General features: G+C 64.2%; 19 protein-coding genes and 3 tRNA genes. 9 read left to right on the top strand and 13 right to left on the bottom strand.

Annotated features, from left to right (window positions below; all coding sequences use genetic code 11):
- Positions 1-224 precede the first annotated feature (224 nt).
- From O9320_12360 to O9320_12350, 3 genes are read right to left on the bottom strand one after another with little or no spacing between them, the layout of a single operon-like run.
- The gene (locus O9320_12360; GenBank protein ID MCZ8311641.1) at positions 225-1,655 is read right to left on the bottom strand and encodes a TolC family outer membrane protein; all 1,431 of its coding nucleotides are present in this window, start codon (positions 1,653-1,655) and stop codon (positions 225-227) included.
- A gap of 25 nt (positions 1,656-1,680) precedes the next feature.
- Positions 1,681-2,043: a rhodanese-like domain-containing protein gene (locus O9320_12355; protein ID MCZ8311640.1), complete on the bottom strand. Its 363-nt coding sequence runs from the start codon at positions 2,041-2,043 to the stop codon at positions 1,681-1,683.
- Positions 2,040-2,693, bottom strand: coding sequence for a protein-L-isoaspartate O-methyltransferase (locus O9320_12350; GenBank protein MCZ8311639.1), 654 nt, complete (start codon positions 2,691-2,693; stop codon positions 2,040-2,042). Before O9320_12350 ends, O9320_12355 begins: the two co-directional genes overlap by 4 nt.
- A 209-nt stretch (positions 2,694-2,902) precedes the next feature.
- Between O9320_12350 and O9320_12345 the strand changes: the two genes are divergently transcribed.
- The 3 genes from O9320_12345 to O9320_12335 all read left to right on the top strand — a co-directional run bounded on the left by O9320_12345 (position 2,903) and on the right by O9320_12335 (position 4,482).
- Positions 2,903-2,977 (top strand) — tRNA-Cys (locus O9320_12345).
- A gap of 95 nt (positions 2,978-3,072) precedes the next feature.
- Positions 3,073-3,147, top strand: a tRNA-Asn gene (locus tag O9320_12340).
- A 117-nt stretch (positions 3,148-3,264) separates the two neighbouring features.
- Positions 3,265-4,482 (top strand): class I SAM-dependent methyltransferase, encoded by a 1,218-nt coding sequence (locus O9320_12335; protein MCZ8311638.1) that lies wholly within the window; start codon positions 3,265-3,267, stop codon positions 4,480-4,482.
- Here the strand turns inward: O9320_12335 and O9320_12330 are convergent.
- The 6 genes from O9320_12330 to O9320_12305 form a co-directional block, all read right to left on the bottom strand.
- Positions 4,479-5,564 (bottom strand): lipid A deacylase LpxR family protein, encoded by a 1,086-nt coding sequence (locus O9320_12330; protein ID MCZ8311637.1) that lies wholly within the window; start codon positions 5,562-5,564, stop codon positions 4,479-4,481. The two genes, O9320_12335 and O9320_12330, sit on opposite strands and share 4 nt — an antisense overlap.
- The gene (locus O9320_12325; GenBank protein ID MCZ8311636.1) at positions 5,564-6,667 is read right to left on the bottom strand and encodes a DNA polymerase III subunit delta'; all 1,104 of its coding nucleotides are present in this window, start codon (positions 6,665-6,667) and stop codon (positions 5,564-5,566) included. The genes O9320_12330 and O9320_12325 overlap by 1 nt, the downstream gene beginning before the upstream one ends.
- Positions 6,664-7,332, bottom strand: coding sequence for a dTMP kinase (tmk, locus tag O9320_12320; protein ID MCZ8311635.1), 669 nt, complete (start codon positions 7,330-7,332; stop codon positions 6,664-6,666). Before tmk ends, O9320_12325 begins: the two co-directional genes overlap by 4 nt.
- Positions 7,329-8,558: a D-alanyl-D-alanine carboxypeptidase gene (locus tag O9320_12315; GenBank protein MCZ8311634.1), complete on the bottom strand. Its 1,230-nt coding sequence runs from the start codon at positions 8,556-8,558 to the stop codon at positions 7,329-7,331. Before O9320_12315 ends, tmk begins: the two co-directional genes overlap by 4 nt.
- Before the next feature lie 11 nt (positions 8,559-8,569).
- On the bottom strand, positions 8,570-9,820 hold the full coding sequence (locus tag O9320_12310) for a septal ring lytic transglycosylase RlpA family protein (GenBank protein ID MCZ8311633.1): 1,251 nt from the start codon (positions 9,818-9,820) through the stop codon (positions 8,570-8,572).
- 63 nt (positions 9,821-9,883) lie between these two features.
- Positions 9,884-10,870, bottom strand: coding sequence for a lytic murein transglycosylase (locus O9320_12305; protein ID MCZ8311632.1), 987 nt, complete (start codon positions 10,868-10,870; stop codon positions 9,884-9,886).
- A gap of 137 nt (positions 10,871-11,007) precedes the next feature.
- On the opposite strand from O9320_12305, the gene kdsB reads away from it, so the two are divergent.
- A complete protein-coding gene (gene kdsB, locus O9320_12300; GenBank protein MCZ8311631.1) occupies positions 11,008-11,817 on the top strand; it encodes a 3-deoxy-manno-octulosonate cytidylyltransferase in 810 nt (269 codons plus the stop codon).
- Positions 11,817-12,464, top strand: a complete 648-nt coding sequence (locus O9320_12295) for a phosphoglycerate mutase family protein (GenBank protein ID MCZ8311630.1) — start codon at positions 11,817-11,819, stop codon at positions 12,462-12,464. The genes kdsB and O9320_12295 overlap by 1 nt, the downstream gene beginning before the upstream one ends.
- Positions 12,465-12,481: 17 nt before the next feature.
- Here O9320_12295 and O9320_12290 read toward each other — a convergent pair whose 3' ends face one another.
- The 3 genes from O9320_12290 to O9320_12280 all read right to left on the bottom strand — a co-directional run bounded on the left by O9320_12290 (position 12,482) and on the right by O9320_12280 (position 15,362).
- Positions 12,482-13,591, bottom strand: coding sequence for a HAMP domain-containing sensor histidine kinase (locus tag O9320_12290; GenBank protein MCZ8311629.1), 1,110 nt, complete (start codon positions 13,589-13,591; stop codon positions 12,482-12,484).
- 13 nt (positions 13,592-13,604) lie between these two features.
- Positions 13,605-14,405 (bottom strand): alpha/beta hydrolase, encoded by an 801-nt coding sequence (locus O9320_12285; GenBank protein MCZ8311628.1) that lies wholly within the window; start codon positions 14,403-14,405, stop codon positions 13,605-13,607.
- Between the two features lie 84 nt (positions 14,406-14,489).
- Complete coding sequence (locus O9320_12280; GenBank protein ID MCZ8311627.1) at positions 14,490-15,362, bottom strand: YdcF family protein; 873 nt, start codon at positions 15,360-15,362, stop codon at positions 14,490-14,492.
- Positions 15,363-15,544: 182 nt separating this feature from the next.
- Between O9320_12280 and O9320_12275 the strand changes: the two genes are divergently transcribed.
- The 3 genes from O9320_12275 (at position 15,545) to O9320_12265 (ending at position 17,014) form a co-directional block, all read left to right on the top strand.
- Positions 15,545-15,634, top strand: a tRNA-Ser gene (locus tag O9320_12275).
- A gap of 103 nt (positions 15,635-15,737) precedes the next feature.
- Positions 15,738-16,301, top strand: coding sequence for a PAS domain-containing protein (locus O9320_12270; GenBank protein ID MCZ8311626.1), 564 nt, complete (start codon positions 15,738-15,740; stop codon positions 16,299-16,301).
- Between the two features lie 140 nt (positions 16,302-16,441).
- Positions 16,442-17,014 (top strand): PAS domain-containing protein, encoded by a 573-nt coding sequence (locus O9320_12265; protein MCZ8311625.1) that lies wholly within the window; start codon positions 16,442-16,444, stop codon positions 17,012-17,014.
- Between the two features lie 38 nt (positions 17,015-17,052).
- Here the strand turns inward: O9320_12265 and O9320_12260 are convergent, their stop codons facing one another.
- On the bottom strand, positions 17,053-17,214 hold the full coding sequence (locus O9320_12260; protein ID MCZ8311624.1) for a hypothetical protein: 162 nt from the start codon (positions 17,212-17,214) through the stop codon (positions 17,053-17,055).
- Between the two features lie 334 nt (positions 17,215-17,548).
- Between O9320_12260 and O9320_12255 the strand changes: the two genes are divergently transcribed.
- The gene (locus tag O9320_12255) at positions 17,549-19,303 is read left to right on the top strand and encodes an ATP-binding protein (GenBank protein ID MCZ8311623.1); all 1,755 of its coding nucleotides are present in this window, start codon (positions 17,549-17,551) and stop codon (positions 19,301-19,303) included.
- Positions 19,304-19,305: the final 2 nt, after the last annotated feature.

Genomic DNA, 19,305 nt, shown 5'->3' with positions numbered 1-19,305 from the left:
CGGGGCTTCGGCCGCAGGTGGCGGTGCGGCAGGAGGCGCTTTTCCAGCGTCGCCATCCTCCGAAATAATTCGGCGGATGGAGGCGAGGATTTCCTCCATCGACGGTTCTTGTTGGTTCTTTGGATCCGTCATCGTCGTGCTTTAGCCATTCCTATTCTTAACTTTAGGCGACAAAACCTTTAGGCGCCAGAGATATCCGCCGATCCCTTAAGAACAAAGCAGGGCTACTTCTTGGCCGGCTCTCCTGGTATGTCGGTACCGATCCACCGCGACCGCGTCGCTTCCGTATAGACCGTCGGATCGTAGATTTCGACCGGCAGGGCCAGATCCTTGGCCGACAGGCGCCCGGTGGCACTCAGCAGCTGGAACGCCGCCAAGACCTGGTCGCGCTGCGATTGGACAAGGCTAACGCGGCTCGTGAGTAGTTCCTGTTCGGCATTGAGCACGTCGAGCACGGTGCGCGAACCGACGCGCGCTTCCTGCGTGACGCCCTCGAGCGCGATTTCGTTCGACCGGATCTGCTCCCGGAAGGACACGATCTGCGCGCCCGCCGTCTGGAATTGCTGCCAAGCGCGCGTTGCGTCGTCGGAGACCTGACGGGTCGACACATCGACCAATGTGCGGCGCTGGCCTTCGACCTGCTTGGCTTCGCGCGTCCGCGCATCGGGCTGGCCGGCTTGGTAGATCGGCACGGTCACGGTAAGCAGCACATCGACCGTGTCGCGCCGGAACCCGCGCGAGCCCGCCGGTTCGACCGAGCGGATGGCGTCGGCCTGCAAGGCGACCGTCGGCAATTTCTCGCCCTCGACCAGGGCCACATCGTGCTTCGAGGATTCATGCGTAAAGCGCGCCTGCACCAGGGTCGGGTTGGCGGCCATGGCAAGCTGGCGGGCTTCTTCTTCCGAACCGGGGAGCAGCGAACTCGGCAAGGGCGGTACTGCGACGCGACCGGCCTCGCTGCCGACCACGCGCAGATAGGCCGCGCGCGCGGTCGCAACGTTGCCTTCGGAGCCCGTGCGCGTCGCTTGCGCCTGCGCCAAACGCGCTTCGGCTTGGCTTACGTCGGTGCGCGTGATTTCACCGACTTGGAAACGGTCGCGCGCGGCTTCGAGCTGGCGTTGCAGAACCTGAACGTTGTTGGTGTTGAGTTCGAGCACGGCGAGTTCGCGCGCGAGATTGATGTAGGCGGTGGCGCCGTCGAGCAGCACGCGCTGTTCGATGGCGCTGAGCTGGGCGCGGCCGGCCTGGACGTTGGCTTCCGCACGATTGAGCTCGGCCGTCGAACGGCCGCCGCGATAGAGCGGCTGGGTCGCCTGCAGCGAGGCGAGCGCTTGCGTGCGGCGCCGGTCGGTGTAGGTCGTCGTGCGGTCCGAAACGCCGTTGGCGCCGAACACGGTGGCCGTCGTCGCGTTGCTGTCGCGCGCCGGACCGGCATTGCCGCTCGCCGTGACCGTCGGGCGCCATTGCGAAAGTGCACGCGGCAGCTGTTCGTCGACGGCGCGCAAGCCAGCACGCTGGGCGAGGATTTCCGGATTGGAGCGATAGGCGTTCGACAGCGCTTCTTCCAGCGTCTGGGCATTGGCGCCGGCGACGGCGCCGAAGCCGATCGCAAGAGCCACTGTCGCAGCGGCGGAAGCGGACAAAATCTTATTCATCGTCGAATTGCTCCTAAAACGATACTCAGTAGCGACGCATGCCAGGATCGACGCGGTCGGCCCACAACGCGATGCCGCCGCGCAGATTGGTTGCGTTGTTGAATCCCTGCCCGCGCAGCCAGCCCACGACCTGCATTGAGCGAATGCCGTGATGGCACAGCACTACGACTGGCCGGTCGTTCGGAATTCGGCCAAGCGATTCGTCGATTTCGCCCATCGGCAGATCGAGGCTGCCGTCGATGCGGCAAAGCTCGGTCTCCCACGGTTCGCGCACGTCGATAAGCGTGTGCGCGATCGCGCCGGCCCGCATCGCAGCCAGATCTTCGGGCTCGATTTGCAGCGGCAGCGCCGCAGTTTCGGCGGCCGGTATTTTGACTTCGGCGATCAAAACACAAACCCCGGTTCGCGGGCCATGCCCGGCAACAGCGGCGTTGCAGCATCGAACAAGCTTCGTGCCGTCAAGCTGCCCGCGAATTTCTGCCACAGCGTGGCCTTGCCTTGGTGCTCGGGCGGAGCAAGCACGGCGAGCAGGCGCCCGCCCTCCCCAACTTGGGCCGCGAATGCCGGCGGCAAATCGCCGATCCCGCCTTCGAACAGAACCACATCGTAAGGTGCAGCCGCAGGCCATCCGGATTCCAACGGTCCTTGGACCGTTGCAACGGCACCCGCTCCGTTGACGGCACAGGCTGTACGAGCTGCGGCGGCGAGATTTGCATCGCACTCGAGCGCCGTCACGTTCAAGCCCATATGCGCCAAAACAGCCGCGCCGTAGCCGCAGCCGCAGCCAACGAGTAGAACGCGTGCACCTTGCGCCAGTTGGGCGCTCTGCACGAGCCGCGCGAAAACCATCGGTTCCATCAGATAACGACCGCCGCCGAGCGCAATATCTTCATCGACATAGGCGATCGCGCGCAAATGCGACGGCAGGAACGCCTCGCGCGGCACAGCGGCCATCGCTTCAACCAGCCGCGTATCGATCACGCGGTTGGTGCGCAGCTGGCTTTCGACCATGTTCAGGCGGGCGGCAGCGAAATCCATGCTTTTGGGCACCTGCAAAAACGAGCGCACCTGTCGGCGAATCCGACAGAACGATTCGCAAGACTATATCTTATAAGTCCTTAACGACGACGTGACAATTGCACCGACCCGCAAGGGGGGCGACCGATTGCGGGCGCTGTTGCGCTGCGGCAACGCCCGCCTGTTGACCCTTGCGGCGGTCCTGACTATACGTCCTGTCCGCAACCCGGGGCCGGGTAGCAAAGTGGTAATGCAGGGGACTGCAAATCCCCTATACGGCGGTTCGATTCCGCCCCCGGCCTCCATTTGGGCGGCGCTGCGTGCGGCGGGTGCGCGTCTGCCTTTGCGATTTTTGCTGTGGCGCTGGCCGGGCATTTTGTTATATGCAGGCGTCATCCGTTCCCTGGTAGCTCAGCGGTAGAGCAGCCGACTGTTAATCGGCTGGTCGTTAGTTCGAATCTAACCCAGGGAGCCATTTCTTTCGCAAAAGGGCGGCGCTGGTTCCAGCGCCGCCCTTTCTGCTTTGGGGCCGCATCCGCTACGCTAGCAGCGCGAATCGCAGCTCTTCATCGCGCATCCTGGGAAAGCCCCAATGTCGTCCAGCGAACCGGCTTCGGCCAAGATTGCCGCCCAGTACAAAAACTGGGTCTATCCGCAGCCGGTCGAAGATCTCGAGCAGTTCGTGGCGGCCGGTGCGCGCATCCGCGGCGAACCGTCGGGGCTATGGCCGAAATACTGGCCGCATCGGCGCAAGCGCCAGCCGCTCGACATTCTGATCGCCGGCTGCGGCACCGTGCAGGCGGCTTATTTCGCCTACCACAATCGCGACTGCCGCTTCGTCGGTATCGATCTTTCGGCCGAGAGCCTGGAGCGGCAGGCGTTTCTTGTGCGCAAGCACGGCCTCGACAATCTCGTGCTGCTCGAGAAGAACATTCTCGACGTGGCCGAACTCGGCCGCGATTTCGATCTCATCGTTTCGACCGGCGTTTTGCACCATATGGGCGACCCCGATGCAGGCTTGCGCGCGCTTGCCGGCTGCCTGCGCCCCGAAGGCGTGCTCGATCTGATGGTCTACGGCAAGGGCTTGCGTGTGGGCGTATACATGCTGCAGGAAGCCTTTCGCCTGCTCGGGCTCGACCAGTCGCAGCAGTCGGTCGAAATGGTCAAGGCCGTGATCGGCGCCCTGCCCGCCCACCACACCGCCAACACCTACATCAACTCGACCAAGGATATGAAATTCGACGCCGGTATCGTCGACAGTTTTCTCAATCCCGTGGACCGCGCCTACAGCGTGCCCGAAATCTACGCGTTCTGCGAAAACAATGGGCTAGCATTCATGTCGTGGCAGGAGGGCTTCCGCTACAGCCTCGCCGCCCGCTTCGCCGCCGACCATCCGATCCAGCGCCTGGCGCCGACGCTCGATGCGCGTACCGAGGCGCATGTATGCGACCTGCTCACGCAAAGCCAAGGCACCCACAGTTTCGTGGCGGCCCGCCCCGACTATGTGGCGCGGACACGCTTTGACATCGACACGGCCGACTGGACCAAAGCGATCCCCGTGCGCCATCCGAGCCTTGTCGGCCCGACCGCTGAGGGCAACGCGTTGGCTTACGCGCGCGAAGGCCATCGGTTTTTTACGCCCAACGAAATCGGCCGCATTTTGGCGCTGGTCGACGGGCAGAACACGCTTGCCGACATCGAAAAGCGTGCCGTCGCCGACGGCATCGTCGGGGCGGACGGCGCGCGCAAAATCGTGCAGGCGGCGATCGCCCCCATGCTCGCCTACGGCCACGTTTTCGCGCTGTTCTAGAACTTGACCGAAAAGGAAACCGCACCGAAGCGGTCTGCATTGCGCTGCGTCTCGAATTCGCGCGTGCGCACCACGTAGGTGAATGTCGCGCGCACCGGCGCCACGATCGCCGCAAAGCCGAACTGCACGTCGCCGACAAGCGGCCGACGATCGACCGAATGGCTGCGCGCGAAGCTGTTGCCGTCGAGCGTGATGTCGCGCGCGACCGCCCGCCCTTCGATGCCGACGAAGCCGTAGAATGCGTAGGGCCGCTCGCGCGGCGTGTCGAAATGCATCGAGCCCGCTAGGCCCGGGCGAATGCGCGGTGCCCCGTAGTCGGTCGAAAGATTGTTGCCGATGCGCAGCGTCAGGCCCGTGCCCGCATAGGTGAACACGTTGCCGAGCGAAGCGCCGACATGCGGCGAGAAGTCGCCTTCGATGCCGGGCAGCAGATCCGAGCGCCCGATATTGCGCCATTTGCGCTCGTAGAACAGCACGGCGCCGGGCTCGTTGCGCAGCTGTTTTTTCCAGCCCTGCGGCACCTGGGCGCCGATCAGGCGATGGTATTCGCGCTGCGTTTCGCCCGCATAGCTCTGCGGGCCGACGATGCCGACATTGAGCTCGAGCGTGTCGAGCCGGCCTTGGCCGCCGTCGTCGCGGTCGCTGGTGATGGCGGCCCCGAGATAGGTCCAGCCCGAATAGGGCCGGTCGCGCAGCTGCACCTCGCGCACGACGATGTCTTCGGGCGTGTACATGTTCTGCCCGAACGCGTAGCCGACGCGCGTCGTGCCGCCGTCCGGGAACATTGGGACCCAGGCGGCGAGTTCCCGGCCCCAACGCGGGGTCGCGCGCGGTTCGGATATCCAGTTGAGACGGATGCCGTTGGTGAAATTGCGGTCGGTCTGTTTGCTTTGGTCGAACGAACCGAATTTGTCGTTCTCGACGACAACCGACAGCGTGCCGACTTGGGCCTCTGGCGCATCTTGGGCGGCCGCAAGCGCCGGGATCGCCAGGAAAAACGCCGCTGTCGGCAAAAGACGGAAAAACACGCGCATATCGACCTTGTCGAGCGAACGCGCGAGGCGCGGGGTTTGTTCCAGCATTAGGCTTGTGCCGCGTTCTGGAGGGTTGTGAAGGCCGAGATCAGTACGGCCTTGCGGTCGAGATTGAGCCCCTCGCCCGCACTGCCGAGCCGCCCAAGCCGATCCCACGCCTCGACCCACGGCAGCGGGCCGCGTCTTGCACAGCGTGCGGCAAGCTGCGCTTCGGCCGCAAGGCTGCGCCCGTCGCCAGCGGCGATGCGCGCCAGCCGATGAACGATGCCGCCCATAAGGTCGAGCGCGGTGCGCAAACCCGTCTGGGCCTCCTCGCCCTTGCGGCCGAACCCGTCGGCGAAACTTTGCACGGCGCCGTAATCAAGCTGTGGCAACCCGGCAAGAAGATCGAGAAGTTTTTGGTAAAGGGCGGCCCCGCCGCGATCGGCAAGCTCGATCGCACGCCCGATCGAACCTTCGCACAAACCCATCAGCAAGGCGCGTTCGTCGGCCGCCAAATCGGGACGATAGAGCTGCAGCAGCCGGTCGACCTCGTCGGTCGGCAAGGGCTGCAGAAACAGCGCTCGGCAGCGCGAGCGAATCGTCGGCAAAAGCCGCCCCGGTGCGTTCGACACCAGGATCAGCAGACAGTTGGGCGACGGTTCTTCGAGCGCTTTGAGGAGTGCGTTGGCGGCTGCCGGATTCATGTCTTCGGCCGTATCGACGACGACGACGCGCCAGCCGCCTTCGGCGGCCGTGCGATGCAGGAGATCGACCGCCCGTCGCACCCAATAGACCGTAATGTCTTCGGACGGCTTGTTCTGGCGCTCGGGCTGCGCCATGCCCGAGGTCAGCGTCAGCATGTCGGCATGGCCCTCGGCGGCCACGCGACGAAAGACCGGATGGTCGGGCGCAAGCGCGAGCGTCGTCGGTTTCGCAGGCGGACCGCCGAACAGGCCGCCGCCATCCGGAACCCCTTGGGCCAGCGCGAAGCGCGCAAACCGGAAGGCAAGCGTTGCCTTGCCCACACCGCGCGGGCCCGCGATTAGCCAGGCATGCGGCAGACGACCGGAATTCCATGCCGAGAGCAGCGTCGCTTCGGCCGCCGCATGGCCGCGCAAATCGGGATTGGCCCGGGGATCGGGCGAAAGAGTTTGGTTTTCGGGATTCACGGGGCGAGCTTAACCCCAAAACGCGCCGTGACCAGCATGGCAATGCGGGCCGCCACTTGGTCTTCGCTGCCGTCGGCTTTGACGATCTTGCAGCGCTTGGGTGCGGCCTTTGCGATCGCCCGAAATCCTTGGCGCAGGCGTTTGTGGAACGCGATGTCCATGCGCTCGTAGCGCGTCTCCGCTCCGGCGCGCGCAAGGGCCCGTTTGAGGCCGATTTCGACCGGCAGATCGAACATCAAGGTGAGATCGGGTTGCTGCCTTCCGAGCACGAGACGATGCAGTTTCCGGACAAATTCCGGCCCCAACCGATGCCCGTAACCCTGATACGCCATCGTGGAATCGGCGAAGCGGTCGCACAAGACCCAGCGCCCGGCTTCGATGGCCGGGGCGATCACGCGGCGCACATGTTCGAGGCGCTGCGCATAGTTGAGCAGTGCTTCGCTCTCGGGCTGCCAGGTGCCGGGCTCGCCCTCGACCAGCAATTGCCGGATCGCGTTTGCTTGTACGAGCAGCCCCGGGGCAGCGCCCGGCTCGCGCGTGACCAAAACATCGATCCCGGCCGCGACGAGGGACGCGGCAAGGCGGCGAATCTGCGTCGACTTGCCGACCCCTTCCCCGCCCTCAAATGTAACAAACCTTCCTTTATTGGAAGGCCTTACGGTCATTTCTTCGCACCGAATATGAGGTAATTGACCGCGGCACCCAAGCGCCCCGAATAGCCCAGCCGATCTACACCCTCTTGGGCCACCAATGGCACTTCAACCGTCGGAACACCGGGTGCCGTCAACGTGATGCGGCCAAGCTGCTGGCCTGGCAGGATCGGTGCAGGCACGGGGGAATCGTAGCTGATCTTGGCCTGCAGCTGGTTGCGCAAGCGTCGCGGCATGGTGATTGCGACGTCTTGGCCTGCAAGCAGCGGCACGCTCGATTTGAGACCGAGCCAGATGTCGGCCCGGTCGATTTCCTGACCGGCCGTAAAGACGCGGTAGGTCTGGAACTCGCGGAAGGCCCAATCGATCATGCGCTCGGACTCTTCGGCACGCAGCCGCATCGACGCCCAGCCGTTGAACACCGCAATCACGCGCCGCCCGTCGCGCGTGGCCGAAGCGGTGAGCCCGTAGCCGGCCGCTTCCGTATGGCCGGTCTTGATGCCGTCCGCCCCCATATTGCGGTAGAGCAGCGGGTTGCGGTTGCCTTGCGTGATCTCGCGTCCCGTGCGCTCGTCGCGGCCGAACGTGAAATTGAGCTGCTTGTAGTAGCCGTAGTACTCGGGATGGTCGTCGATCACGCGGTGCGCCAGCGTGGCGAGGTCGCGTGCGGTTGTGTAGTGGTCGGGGTCGGGCCAGCCGGTGGCGTTACGGAAATTCGTGTTGGCGAGGCCGAGCTTTTTGCCGACCACATTCATGCGTTCGGCAAACGCCTCTTCGCTGCCCGCCAGCGCCTCGGCCAGCACGATGCACGCATCGTTGCCAGACTGGATGATCATGCCCTTGATCAGATCCTCGACCTTGACGCGTCCGTTGAGCGGCACGAACATTTTCGAGCCTTGCATGCGCCAGGCGCGCTCGGACACGGGCAGCATGTCGTCGAGCGCGATCTGCTTATTCTTGATTGCTTCGAAGACCATGTAGGCCGTCATGATCTTGCTCATCGACGACGGCGGCATACGCTCGTCGGCATTGCGCTCGAACATCACGAAGCCGGTCTGGTAGTCGATCGCGATCGCCTGTTTGGCTGTGATTTCGGGCATCGCGTCGGGATTGACCGGCGCGCGCGGCTGGGCCGCCGGTGCCGCCGGGCGGGCATTCTGGCGCTGCTGTGCTGGATTCTGCGCGAGTGCGACGCTCGATACAAAAACAAGGCTTACCGCAACAACGAGGTGCCGGATCATTTTTCGCTCCGTCATTCGACCACGATGCGCGCTTCGGGCACATCGGCGGCCATCTGATCGAGGACCTTATCCGCTTCGCCGACATCGGCAAGCGGCCCCACGCGTACGCGAAACACTTGCGCACCGTTGACTGTTGCGGGCAGCACCCGTGCCGAGCCGTAGCGCGACAAACGCACCGACAGGCGATAGGCGTTTTCGTAGTTTCCAAACGCCCCGGCTTGCACCCATAGATTTGTGCGCAGCGCCTGGCCTTGTGTCAGCGTCGGGCGCGCCGTCGCCTGCTGCTCGACCGGCAGGGCGGCAACTTCGACCGCACCGGCTGCGTTGCGCGGGGCCGCCGGTACGGGCGGGCCGGCGACAGCCTGGTTGTTGCGTCCTGTGGCCGGTTGGGCCGGGCGGGCTACTGGGGTAGCATTCGGTGCCGGCGTTGGCGCCGGAATGGGGTCGTTCGCCGCTTGGGTTTGGATCGGCGCAGCTTGGCGCGCCAAGGGCGCTTGGGTTTCGCGCGGGCGGCCCTGGCGTGTGGTTGGCTGGGCGGCCCGCGCAGGATCCGTGCGTGCGGTTGGCAAAGTCGCCGAGGGCGGCGGCAGGGCGGTCGCTTGCGTGCGCGTCTCGCGCGCGCCGGGCGGTGGGGGCAGCGCATCGGACGCCACGGCCGTGCGCGGGACCGCTGCGACCGTCTGGTTTTCGTCGCGGCCCGTGAGGGCGGCTTTGAGGCGCCGGCTTTCCTCGGCCTGGATCTCGACACGCACGCGCGCCGTCCCCTGCCCTTCGAAGCCCAGCAGCTGGGCGGCGCGGCGTGACACGTCGATGATGCGGCCGCGCGCAAAAGGCCCGCGGTCGTTGACGCGCAGCACGATTGAGCGGCCATTTTCGAGATTGGTCACGCGCACGAGGCTTGGCATCGGCAGCGTGGTGTGTGCGGCCGTCAGCGCGTTCATGTCGTAGAGCTCGCCGTTGGCGGTGAGCCTGCCGTGGAAGTCCGTGCCGCTGCGCTCACCGCCGTAGAACGAGGCGATGCCGCTTTCGGCGTAGGACCAGTCTTCGGCCGGGTAGTACCAAGCCCCGGCGATCTGATAGGGCTCGCCGACCTTGTAGATGCCTTGCGGGCGGACGGGCGGTGCCGCAGCCTGCTCGGTGGACGGGCCCTGAATCTTTTTGACGGCGTTCACGCCGAATTTGAGTTCGGCACACGCCCCCAGCACCAGCGTTGCCGCTGATACGACGAAAATCGCCCGGAGACGCTTGGTGGAGGCAGTCACGATGCCGAAAACCCCTGAATTTGCGCCCGAATCGAAGCGGCGCAAGCGACTATCTTGAAAAAGTTAAACCTCGCCAATCGCGTCGGCAAGCAGTCCGACGGAGGCGGCGAAATTGACCGAGCGGTTCCAGCGCATAATCACGCGGAAGTTCGGATAGACGAGAAAGGCGCGCGTACCGGCACCGTCCGGCTGGGCGATCGCCGCGCGCAGATCGCGCGTTGGCAGATCGCGCCCGTCGGGCAGGCGCACGCCGAGCTCCTGCCATTCAGAAAGCGGCTTCCAGACATTGTTGTGGTCGACGAGGGAGCGCTCGAAACCGGCGGGAAGCTGCGCCTGGCGGCCCCAGGTCTCGTCCGACTTCCAGCCGACCTTGACGAGATAGTTGGCGATCGAGGCGAATACGTCGGCACGCGTGTTCCAGATGTCGGCCTTGCCGTCGCCGTCGAAATCGACTGCATAGGCGAGATACGAGGACGGCATGAACTGGCTCTGCCCCATCGCCCCCGCCCACGAGCCGCGCATCTCCGACGGGCTCATCACGCCCTTGTCGGCAATGCGCAGGGCGTTGAGCAGCTCTTCGCGGAAGAAGGCCGAGCGGCGGCCGTCATAGGCAAGCGTTGCAAGGGCCGCGAAAACATTGTGCCCGCCCGTGAGGCGCCCGAAATCGGTTTCGACCGCCCACAGCGCCACGATGAAGCGCGGCTGCACGGGATAGCGCTGCATGACCTGTCCCAAAAGCGCGCTGTTCTCGGCCAGGCGGTTGCGCCCGGTATCGATGCGCACGCGATTGACCACGCGCGCGAAATACTGCTCAAACGTAAGGCGCACCTCGGGCTGGGAGCGGTCGAGTTCGAGGATGCGCGGCAGCGGTGCGACCCCGGCAAAGGCCTGGTCGAGCGTCGTGCGTTTGAGGCCCTTCTGCAGCGCTTCCTCGCGAAAGCCGCGCAGCCACGCATCGAAGGGCATATCGTTGGCAAAGGCGAGTGTCGGCAGGGCGGCTGCAGCCGCAATCCCCGCCAGCACAGCGCGCCGACTCGTTGCGTATTCCATGGCTATCAAGTGCCATGCGGCGGCCACGCCATGCAATCGACGAATTGTTGCTGTTTGCGACGGCTCTGCATGTTGCACAAGCCCTGGAAAAGAGGCACTTTCCGGGCGGTTCGCGAAATTCGACAAGGTTGGTTCCTATGGGTGTTGCCGTTGTTATTCCGGCCCGATTTGCATCGACGCGCTTTCCAGGCAAGCCGTTGGCCCTGGTCGCGGGTGTGCCGATGCTGGCGCGCGTCTGGGCGATCGCCAAGGCGGCTGCAGGTGTGGATCGTGTCGTCGTCGCGACCGACGATGCGCGCATCGCGCATGCGGTAGCCGCTTTCGGCGGCGAAGCGGTGATGACGCCGGAATCCTGCCGCAACGGCACCGAGCGCACGAAGGCGGCCGTCGATGCGCTCAATCTGCGCGAAGACGCGATCGTCAATCTGCAGGGCGATGCCGTGCTTACCCCGCCTTGGGCGATCGGCGCTTTGGCCGAGGCGATGCTCAAGAACCCGCAAATCCGCATCGCTACGTTGGCCACAAAAATGTCGGCCGATGCCTATGCCGCCCTCAAGCGCCAGAAGGCCGACGGCCAAGCCGGCGGTACAACCGTGACCTTCGATCGCTTCGGCGACGCGCTGTATTTTTCGAAGAGCCTGATCCCCTTCGTCAAGAAGCCCGACGGCAATCCGCCGCTCTATCGCCATATCGGCATCTACGCCTACCGGCGCGACGCCCTTGCCGATTATGTCGGCTTTCCGATGGGTCCGTTCGAGCGCGCCGAAGAACTCGAGCAGCTGCGTGCCCTCGAGAACGGCATGCGCATGCGCGTGGTGCAGTGCGACTATCGCGGCCGCACGCATTGGTCGATCGACAGTCCGAGCGATCTTGTCGAGGCCGAGGCGATCATCGCGCGCGAGGGCGAGTTGCTCGCCCGCTACGACGGTTCGCAGAGGGGCGTCTGATGCGCCGAGTTCTGCTTGTGCGCCACGGCAACACGTTCGAAGACGGCACAGTACCCACACGGGTCGGCGCGCGCTCCGATCTCGCGCTCACGCAAAAGGGTTTGGCGCAAGCGCTGACATTCGCATCCGCCGCCCGCACGGCCGGGCTTTGCCTGGGGCCGTTTCTAGCGGGGCCGCTCCAGCGCACGCGCGATTTTGTCGCGCACGGGTTCGACGTGGTGCCCACACTTGATACGCGTCTGCGCGAAATCGACTACGGCGATTGGGAAGGCTTGACCGACGCCGAGATCGCAGCCCGCGTCGGGGCGGCCATGCTCGAGGATTGGAACCGGCGTTGCGTTTGGCCGCACGGGCAGAATTGGGCGCCCGACGAAGGCGCACTTGCCGCTGGTGCCGCGTCGCTGGTCCAGGAACTCGCGAACGGTTCGACGCGTTTTGTGCCGGTTCTGGTGAGCTCGCAAGGCGTGCTGCGTTATTTCGCCAAGCTCGACTCTGCGTTCTTTGCGCAAGCTCAGCGCGACGGCAAACTCGGCGTTGCGACCGGCTCCTGCTGCGGCGTGCGCGTGGCGCCAACGGGTGCCCTCGCCGTCGATTTCTGGAACGACAAGCCCGATGCCGCACGGCTTGCGGTCTGGGCGTGCGCCTAGGAGCGATCCCGCGCGCCCTACTTCGCCAGTTGGAGCTTGAGGATCAGGGCCGCACCTTTGCGCGTGTCGCCGAGCGACAGGCTGCCGCCCATGCTTGCAGCAAGGCGCTTGGAGATCGCAAGGCCGAGGCCCGTACCCTTGTGCGCCACGGTCTGTTCGGGATCCTGCGCATAGTCCTCGCCGAAATTCGCGCGCATGAAGTCCGAAAAGCCGGGGCCTTGGTCGCGAACGGTGATGCAGGCATGGTGCGCCGTGCGCACGGTGTCGAGCTGCACGGGCGTGCCGCTCGGGCTCATCTTGATCGCGTTGGACAGCAGATTGAGCACGATTTGCAGCAGGCTGCGGCGTTCGCCGACGGCGCGCAGATGCTGGTGCGCCGAATGGCGGACGATCTCGACGCCTGCGGCCACGGCGATCGGATGCACGGTGCGCGTCGCTTCGTCGAGCACCTCGTCGATCTCGACGATCTTGTCGCCGGCCGGATCGGCGCCGCTTTCGGCCCCGCTTTCGGCACGGCTCAAATCGAGCAGATCGTCGATCAGGCTCAAGAGATGGTGGGCCGACTTGCCGATGTCGCCCGCATAGCCCTTGTAGCGCGCATTGCCGACGGGCCCGAACAGCTCCATCGCCATGATGTCGGAAAAGCCGATGATGGCGTTGAGCGGCGTGCGCATCTCGTGGCTCATCGACGCGAAAAACAGCGCCTTGGCGCGCTGCGCGTCTTCGGCGCGCTCGAGCGCGTTTTGCGTGGCGCGCCGCGCGGTCTGAATCTCGCGCTCGAAGCGGCGCCGTTCGCGGATCGCAAAGAACGAAAACACGAACTCGTCGGACGGCGTCCGTTTGCCGTGCATCAGGCACGGAATGCCGACGCCCGCTTTGCCGACGAGATTGCATGCGATCTCCTCGATCTTGCCGGCGGTCAGCAGCACCGGCAGAATCCGGCTTTCGAGGAAGATCTTGCCGCCGACGTCGAAGAGATCGCCGATCGACATCTTCCCCACGATATCCGTCTCGCCGAGTTCGACGAGATCGAGAAGCGTGCGGTTCACGCGCCGGACGGTGCGGTCGAAATTGCACACCACGTAGCCGCAGGGCGCTTCGTTGAAATAGTCGAAGAGCGCGCTCATCGTTTTGCGTCCTTCAGCTTCGCGCCAGAAACGCGCGGATGTGCGCTGCGACTTCGTCGGGTGCGGACTGGTGCGGGCAATGGCCGGTCGCACGCAAGATCGCCAACCGGCAGTCCGGCATCGTGCGCGCGACATAGTCGCCGACGAAGGCGGGCGCAATCGCGTCGTTGCTGCATTGGAGGGCGAGGCTGCGCACGCGCACGTTCGGCAGCACGTCGCGGCAATCGGAGAGAAACGTCGCGCGGGCGAAGTCTTTGGCGATCTCGGGGTCCATGCGGCAGAAGCTTTGCCCGAGTTCCGCGGCAAGCTCGGGGCGCTCGGGGTTGCCCATGATGACCGGCGCGTAGGCCGCGCTCCAGCCGATATAGTTGCTCTCGAGATAGTCGAGCAGCTGGTCGATGTCGTTGCGCGAGAAGCCGCCGCGATACGCCCCGTCGTTGAGGTAGCACGGCGACGGCGCGATCATGACGAGATTGGCGATGTGCTTCGGCGCTTTGGCCGCCGCCAGCATCGCGATGGTGGCGCCCACCGAGTGGCCCACGAGCGTCACCGCACCCGCACCGTAGGCCTCGGCGATTTCGAGCGCGTCGTTCGCGTAGCTGTCGAGCTTCGCGTAGCGCTCTTTGGTGTAGGCGGACACGTCGGACATGCCCGATCCGACATGGTCGAAACAGACGATCTTGTGGCTCGCCTCGAAATAAGGGACGAGCTGGCGCCAGACCGATTGGTCGCAGCCGAAGCCGTGGGCGAATACGATCGTATTCTCGCCGCCGCCGGTGACGGCGACGGCATTGCGCGTGGCCAGAGAGGCCATGGTGTCCCCCAAAGATTCGTCGTTCGTTGTGCGGACAGAATGGCGCCCGGACGATTAACGCCGGGTTAACCGGGTGTTTCGGCCCTAGCCTTCGTCGGCGGGCGGCGGCGGCGGTGCGGCCTCGCCTTCGAGCACTTCCGGATCCGGGCTCGGGAACAGCGCGTCCGTGCGCCCGAGTTTGTAGTAATAGGCAAGGCCGATATATTCGCGGATCGCCTCGGACAGGAAATTGAGATTGTGCCCGAGACGGAAGGCGCTTTCGAAAGGCTGGTTGGGGTCGGTCGCAAAATCGATCGGATAGGCCAGGAGATGCGGCCAGCCTGCCTTGCGGAAGGTGCCGATCGCGCGCGGCATATGGCGCGCCGAGGTGATCAGCAGCCACGTCTCTTCCGGCTCCGGCTTGATGAGGGCGAGGCTCAGCATCGCGTTTTCGAACGTGTTGCGCGACTGGTTCTCGAAAATGATGCGCGTGGTGTCGAGGCCGATGCGCGCGAAAATGCGGCGCACGACGTCGGCCTCGGTATCCTTGCCGTCGATGAGTTCGATCGAACCGCCCGTGAAAACGTGCCGGGCGGCCGGATAGCGGCGGGCAAGTTCGATGAAGGCGTCGAGCCGCGGGCTGCCGGCGGCAAGCTGCGAGGACGGCACGCCGCGTTTGCCGATCACGTAATAGTCGATGACGCCGCCGAGCACGAGAATGCCGTCGATGCGCGGCGGCAGCGTGGCGCGCGGCGGAAAACGGTCTTCGATCGGGCGCAGCGCCATTTGCCCGAGCGGGAACATCGCGACAGCCAGCGACAGCAGAGCGGCCAAGCACACCAGGAAGCGTCCGAGCCGCCACCACGGGGTCCATAAAACCAGGCAACCCGTAACCCAGATCGACAGCAGAAGGCTCGCCGGCTCGGCCACGAGCCAGAAGAGTTTGGACAGGTAGAGTTGGAAGTCGCCGCCGCTCATTTTTTACGGCGTGCACTCTAGGCCGCCGCACGCACGCAGCGCAACCGCGCCGACGCGAAATCGGCGGGATTATCAACGCGATCATCGAACTCAAAGGCCGCTTTCTCGTGCCCCCCCTAGCCCGCGCTTGCGGCGGCGGCTATAAAGCAGGGCGCCGCGTTCGAGCGTCGGCACTGCGGTGCGGATGGGTGGCCGAGCGGTTTAAGGCAGCGGTCTTGAAAACCGCCGTCGGTGCAAGCCGACCGTGAGTTCGAATCTCACCCCATCCGCCAGCCGCGCGCCTTTGCGGCGAATAGCCTTCGCTTCGACCGGGTTTCGTGACACGATAATTGTTGCGGTGCGATCCACAATTTCTGCAGCAGAAATCGGACGAATATGCGGTTGGTTTTGGCAAGTCGGCGCAACGCCACGCTCTACGCCCATTGGGTGACGGCGAGCTTGCGCAAAGCCATGCCGACCAGCAAAGACATCGGCCCCGCGACCCTGTCGCCGGAACTCGTGCCCGACCTGCCCTATCTCTACGTCGCGCGCGTGATGCGCGACGAACTCGGCACTTGGTTCAAATTCCGCCTCATGGGCTCGGACCTCGGCGACCGGCTGCAGCAGGACGGTACGGGCCGCATGCTGCTCGATCTGCAGATCGGCGGCTGGGAAGAAGAATGGCGCCGCAACCTCGTCCAGACGGTGCAGATGAAATTGCCGGTCGTCGACGAGAGCATCATCAAGACCGAGGCCGGCTACGATCTCGACATCGAGCATCTGGCCCTGCCGATCTCCGAGGACGGCACGACCGTCGACCAGATTTTCGGCTCGATCGATTTCATCGGCCAGACCGAGGCCGATCTGCAGAAAATGATCCCGCAGCTCGACTGGAAGAAAATCACTTCGGTCGAACTCGCCAAGCGCATCATTATTTCGAACCTGCGTCTGCAGGTTTGAGTCTGCGAGCCTGAGCTTGCAATTTCGGGCTCAACGCGTCCGCGCCGAAACTGCGCGGTGGTGAAATCTTTCGCATTTTGCTACTGTTTGGCCGCGACAATATCGCGAACGACGAATTCGTCGGCCTCAAACACAGGGTGATGCGCTTGCGACCCGTGCTGACGAGCTCCTGCAACGCGCATATCTACGCCCACTGGGTGGTCGCGCGCGGCAGCAAAAAAATGCCCACTCGGCGCGAGTTCCAGCCCGACGTGATCCCGTTCGATCTCAGCCGCGAACTGCCGCAGATCTATATTGCCGAGATCCACGGCAGCGGCCCGGACGCCGAGTTCAAATTCAGCCTGATGGGAACGCTGCTGGCCGACCGCCTCAAGCAGGACGCGACCGGCAAATATCTGTCGCAGATGAAGCTTGGCGGTTTCGAAGACGAATGGCGGCGCAGTCTCGCCTTCGCGCTCGAAACCAAAATGCCGGTCGTCTCCGAGAGTCAGATCGTCGCGGCGTCCGGCATGCGGGTCGATCTCGAACATCTGGCCGTGCCGCTGTCCGAAGACGGCGAGCATGTCGATCGCATCTTGGGCTCGATCGATTTCCTCAAAGCCGTCGACGTCGAAGCGCTGCGGCGCGTCCGCGAAATCGACTGGAGCACCATCGCCTCGCACGAACTGGCCAAGCGCATCGTCGTAGCCAATTTGCGTGTCGACGACGCGTAAACGCCGACGATTTTACGGCGACGTCGGCCCCGTGCCTTTCAGGCTTTTGTGTCGCCGCTCTGCGCCTGCAGCTTCGCCAGGATCTTGCGCTGGTTGTCGAGCGTTTGGTTGATCTTGAAATACCAGCAGAACGGCTCGCGGAGAACGAGCACGGCAACGCCGAACATTGCGACGAGCAGAGTGATGGTTACCGTGTCCACGTGGCTCTCCCTTGGATGACCTGTGCGCTTGAATCCGCAGCGCCGATTATATCCCAGTCTCAAGGCACGGAAAAAGAGTCTGTTGAAAATGCGCTGCTAAAACCGCGCATTCGCGCAACTTTCGCCTTCGAATACCGCGCATCTGTCAGCGCTCTCGCGGCCCGCCGACCTTGTAAACCAAAATTTAAGTTCCGCACGGCAATAGTCGCGCCCGAAAGGACGCCAATCGATGACGGATGCGGCAATTTCCGCAGAATATTTTCGCGGTCGGGGTGCAGTTCCAAGCGTTGCCGCGTTGGCATTCTTGGTTTGCGCGCTGATCGTCGGAGCGGGCATGTTCACTTTGTATTGGGCAAACAACGCGATCATCGAGCAGACGCTCGAAGAAACGGCGGCTGACGCGCGCTCGCTGCGCCGCTACGTCATGCAGCAATACGACACGATGAACGACGTCGCCGAAGCGGTGCTGCGCGAACTGGACGGGCGCGACCCGTCGGCGATCCCGACCGCCGAGCTTCGCAGTGTCGTGCGCCGCATCGAGACGCCGTTCGCGAGCCAGGAACTGGCGGTGTTCGTCTTTTCGAAAACGGGCGACAATCTTTTAGTGCCGGGGCCCGGCACCAACGTGGCCGATCGCGAGTATTTCCGCGCACATATCTATCCAGAGGAATTCGGCGACCGGCTGACGCTCATCCGCAACGCCGAGAACGGCATGGTGGTATCGTCGCCATTTATGGCACGCGTGCGAAACCAGGAGGTCCTGAGCGCTTCAAAGGCCGTCTACGCCGCCGACGGCAGCCTGGCTGGCGTGATCAACGTATCGATCCCGACGGCGCTGTTCCAGACGATGTTCTCGTATTTCCTCGGCGATGGGAAAGACGCATTGAGCATGTTTCGCAACGACCAATTGGCTCTGCTTCGGGAGCCGCGCCTTGAGACATTTTCCGGTGCCGTGATCCAGAACCCGCTGACCTTCCAGAACTATCCCCGTTTGCCGCAAGGGCGGTTCGAAGGGGAAGCCGCAGCCGATGGGATGCGGCGCATGGGCGTGCACCTGACGTTTGCGCCTTGGCCGATCGTGCTGGGCAGTTCCAAGAGCATAGCTGGTCTCGGCCTCGGCGCCCTTGGCGTGTTCTGGCCGGCCATCGCGATATATCTCGCCCAGTTCCTTGCGATCGTCGCATTCGCAGGCTCGGCGATCTGGGCGCTGCGCCGCGCGCAGAGCTTCCAGGTTGCGGCCGGCGTCGAGCGCGACGCCGCGATCGCGGCCAAGGAGCAGCTCGCGGATGCGTTGGCCGAGCAGATCAAGCTTCGGGCGGATGCCGAAGCCGCCAATCAGGCCAAATCGACGTTCCTTGCCGCGATGAGCCATGAGCTGCGCTCGCCACTCAACGCGATCATCGGATTTGCCGAACTGCTCGAGCAGCGCATCATCGATCCGAACGATCCCCAGAAGGTCGTCGAATACCAGGGCTACATTCTGGAAAGCGGACGCCATCTTCTCGACCTCATCAACGACATTCTCCATCTCACGCGCATCCAAAGTGCGACCGGCGCTCTGGCGCTCGAGAGCGTGCGCTTGCGCGACGTGATCGACGAAGCGATGCGCATGGTGAAGGTGGCCGCTGCACGCAAAGATGTGACAATCGCGATCCGCCTTTCGAATCCGGAGGCGCATCTGCAGACGGACCGGCGCGCGCTGCTCCAGATTCTGCTCAATCTGAGCTCGAACGCGATCAAGTATTCGCCCCGTTTCGGCACCGTCTCGGTCGATGCGGTACGGGACTCCCAGGGCGGCTTCAGCATCTTCGTTTCCGACGAAGGGCGCGGCATGGAAGCGAAACTGATCGCCGACATCGGTACACCGTTCCTGCGCGGTACCGATTCGTTTGTGGCGAACAACGAGGGGATCGGGCTCGGTTTGGCGATCACCGCCCAGCTCGTCGTACTGCTCGGCGGCAATCTGGATCTTCGCAATCGTTTGCCGCGCGGACTGGTTGCCTGCGCGACCTTTCCGAACCGCGAAGGTGCGAATTCGAACGCCCCTTTTGCGCTTCTTTCGAATCGGTCACAGTCGGACGCTCGATAGAA

The organism is Magnetospirillum sp., from assembly GCA_027532905.1.
Lineage (GTDB): Bacteria > Pseudomonadota > Alphaproteobacteria > CACIAM-22H2 > CACIAM-22H2 > Tagaea.
Note: the sequence above shows the minus strand (reverse complement) of the source record. Positions and strands in the feature narration are given on the sequence as shown.

Coding starts and splice junctions, on each gene's coding strand:
- O9320_12350 (MCZ8311639.1), bottom strand. CDS start 2,693: ATGGATTTCGCTGCCGCCCGCCTGAACATGGTCGAAAGCCAGCTGCGC.
- O9320_12335 (MCZ8311638.1), top strand. CDS start 3,265: ATGTCGTCCAGCGAACCGGCTTCGGCCAAGATTGCCGCCCAGTACAAA.
- O9320_12285 (MCZ8311628.1), bottom strand. CDS start 14,405: ATGGCCTCTCTGGCCACGCGCAATGCCGTCGCCGTCACCGGCGGCGGC.
- O9320_12295 (MCZ8311630.1), top strand. CDS start 11,817: ATGCGCCGAGTTCTGCTTGTGCGCCACGGCAACACGTTCGAAGACGGC.
- O9320_12360 (MCZ8311641.1), bottom strand. CDS start 1,655: ATGAATAAGATTTTGTCCGCTTCCGCCGCTGCGACAGTGGCTCTTGCG.
- O9320_12280 (MCZ8311627.1), bottom strand. CDS start 15,362: ATGAGCGGCGGCGACTTCCAACTCTACCTGTCCAAACTCTTCTGGCTC.
- kdsB (MCZ8311631.1), top strand. CDS start 11,008: ATGGGTGTTGCCGTTGTTATTCCGGCCCGATTTGCATCGACGCGCTTT.
- tmk (MCZ8311635.1), bottom strand. CDS start 7,332: ATGACCGTAAGGCCTTCCAATAAAGGAAGGTTTGTTACATTTGAGGGC.
- O9320_12290 (MCZ8311629.1), bottom strand. CDS start 13,591: ATGAGCGCGCTCTTCGACTATTTCAACGAAGCGCCCTGCGGCTACGTG.
- O9320_12270 (MCZ8311626.1), top strand. CDS start 15,738: ATGCGGTTGGTTTTGGCAAGTCGGCGCAACGCCACGCTCTACGCCCAT.
- O9320_12265 (MCZ8311625.1), top strand. CDS start 16,442: ATGCGCTTGCGACCCGTGCTGACGAGCTCCTGCAACGCGCATATCTAC.
- O9320_12315 (MCZ8311634.1), bottom strand. CDS start 8,558: ATGATCCGGCACCTCGTTGTTGCGGTAAGCCTTGTTTTTGTATCGAGC.
- O9320_12305 (MCZ8311632.1), bottom strand. CDS start 10,870: ATGGAATACGCAACGAGTCGGCGCGCTGTGCTGGCGGGGATTGCGGCT.
- O9320_12255 (MCZ8311623.1), top strand. CDS start 17,549: ATGTTCACTTTGTATTGGGCAAACAACGCGATCATCGAGCAGACGCTC.
- O9320_12330 (MCZ8311637.1), bottom strand. CDS start 5,564: ATGCTGGAACAAACCCCGCGCCTCGCGCGTTCGCTCGACAAGGTCGAT.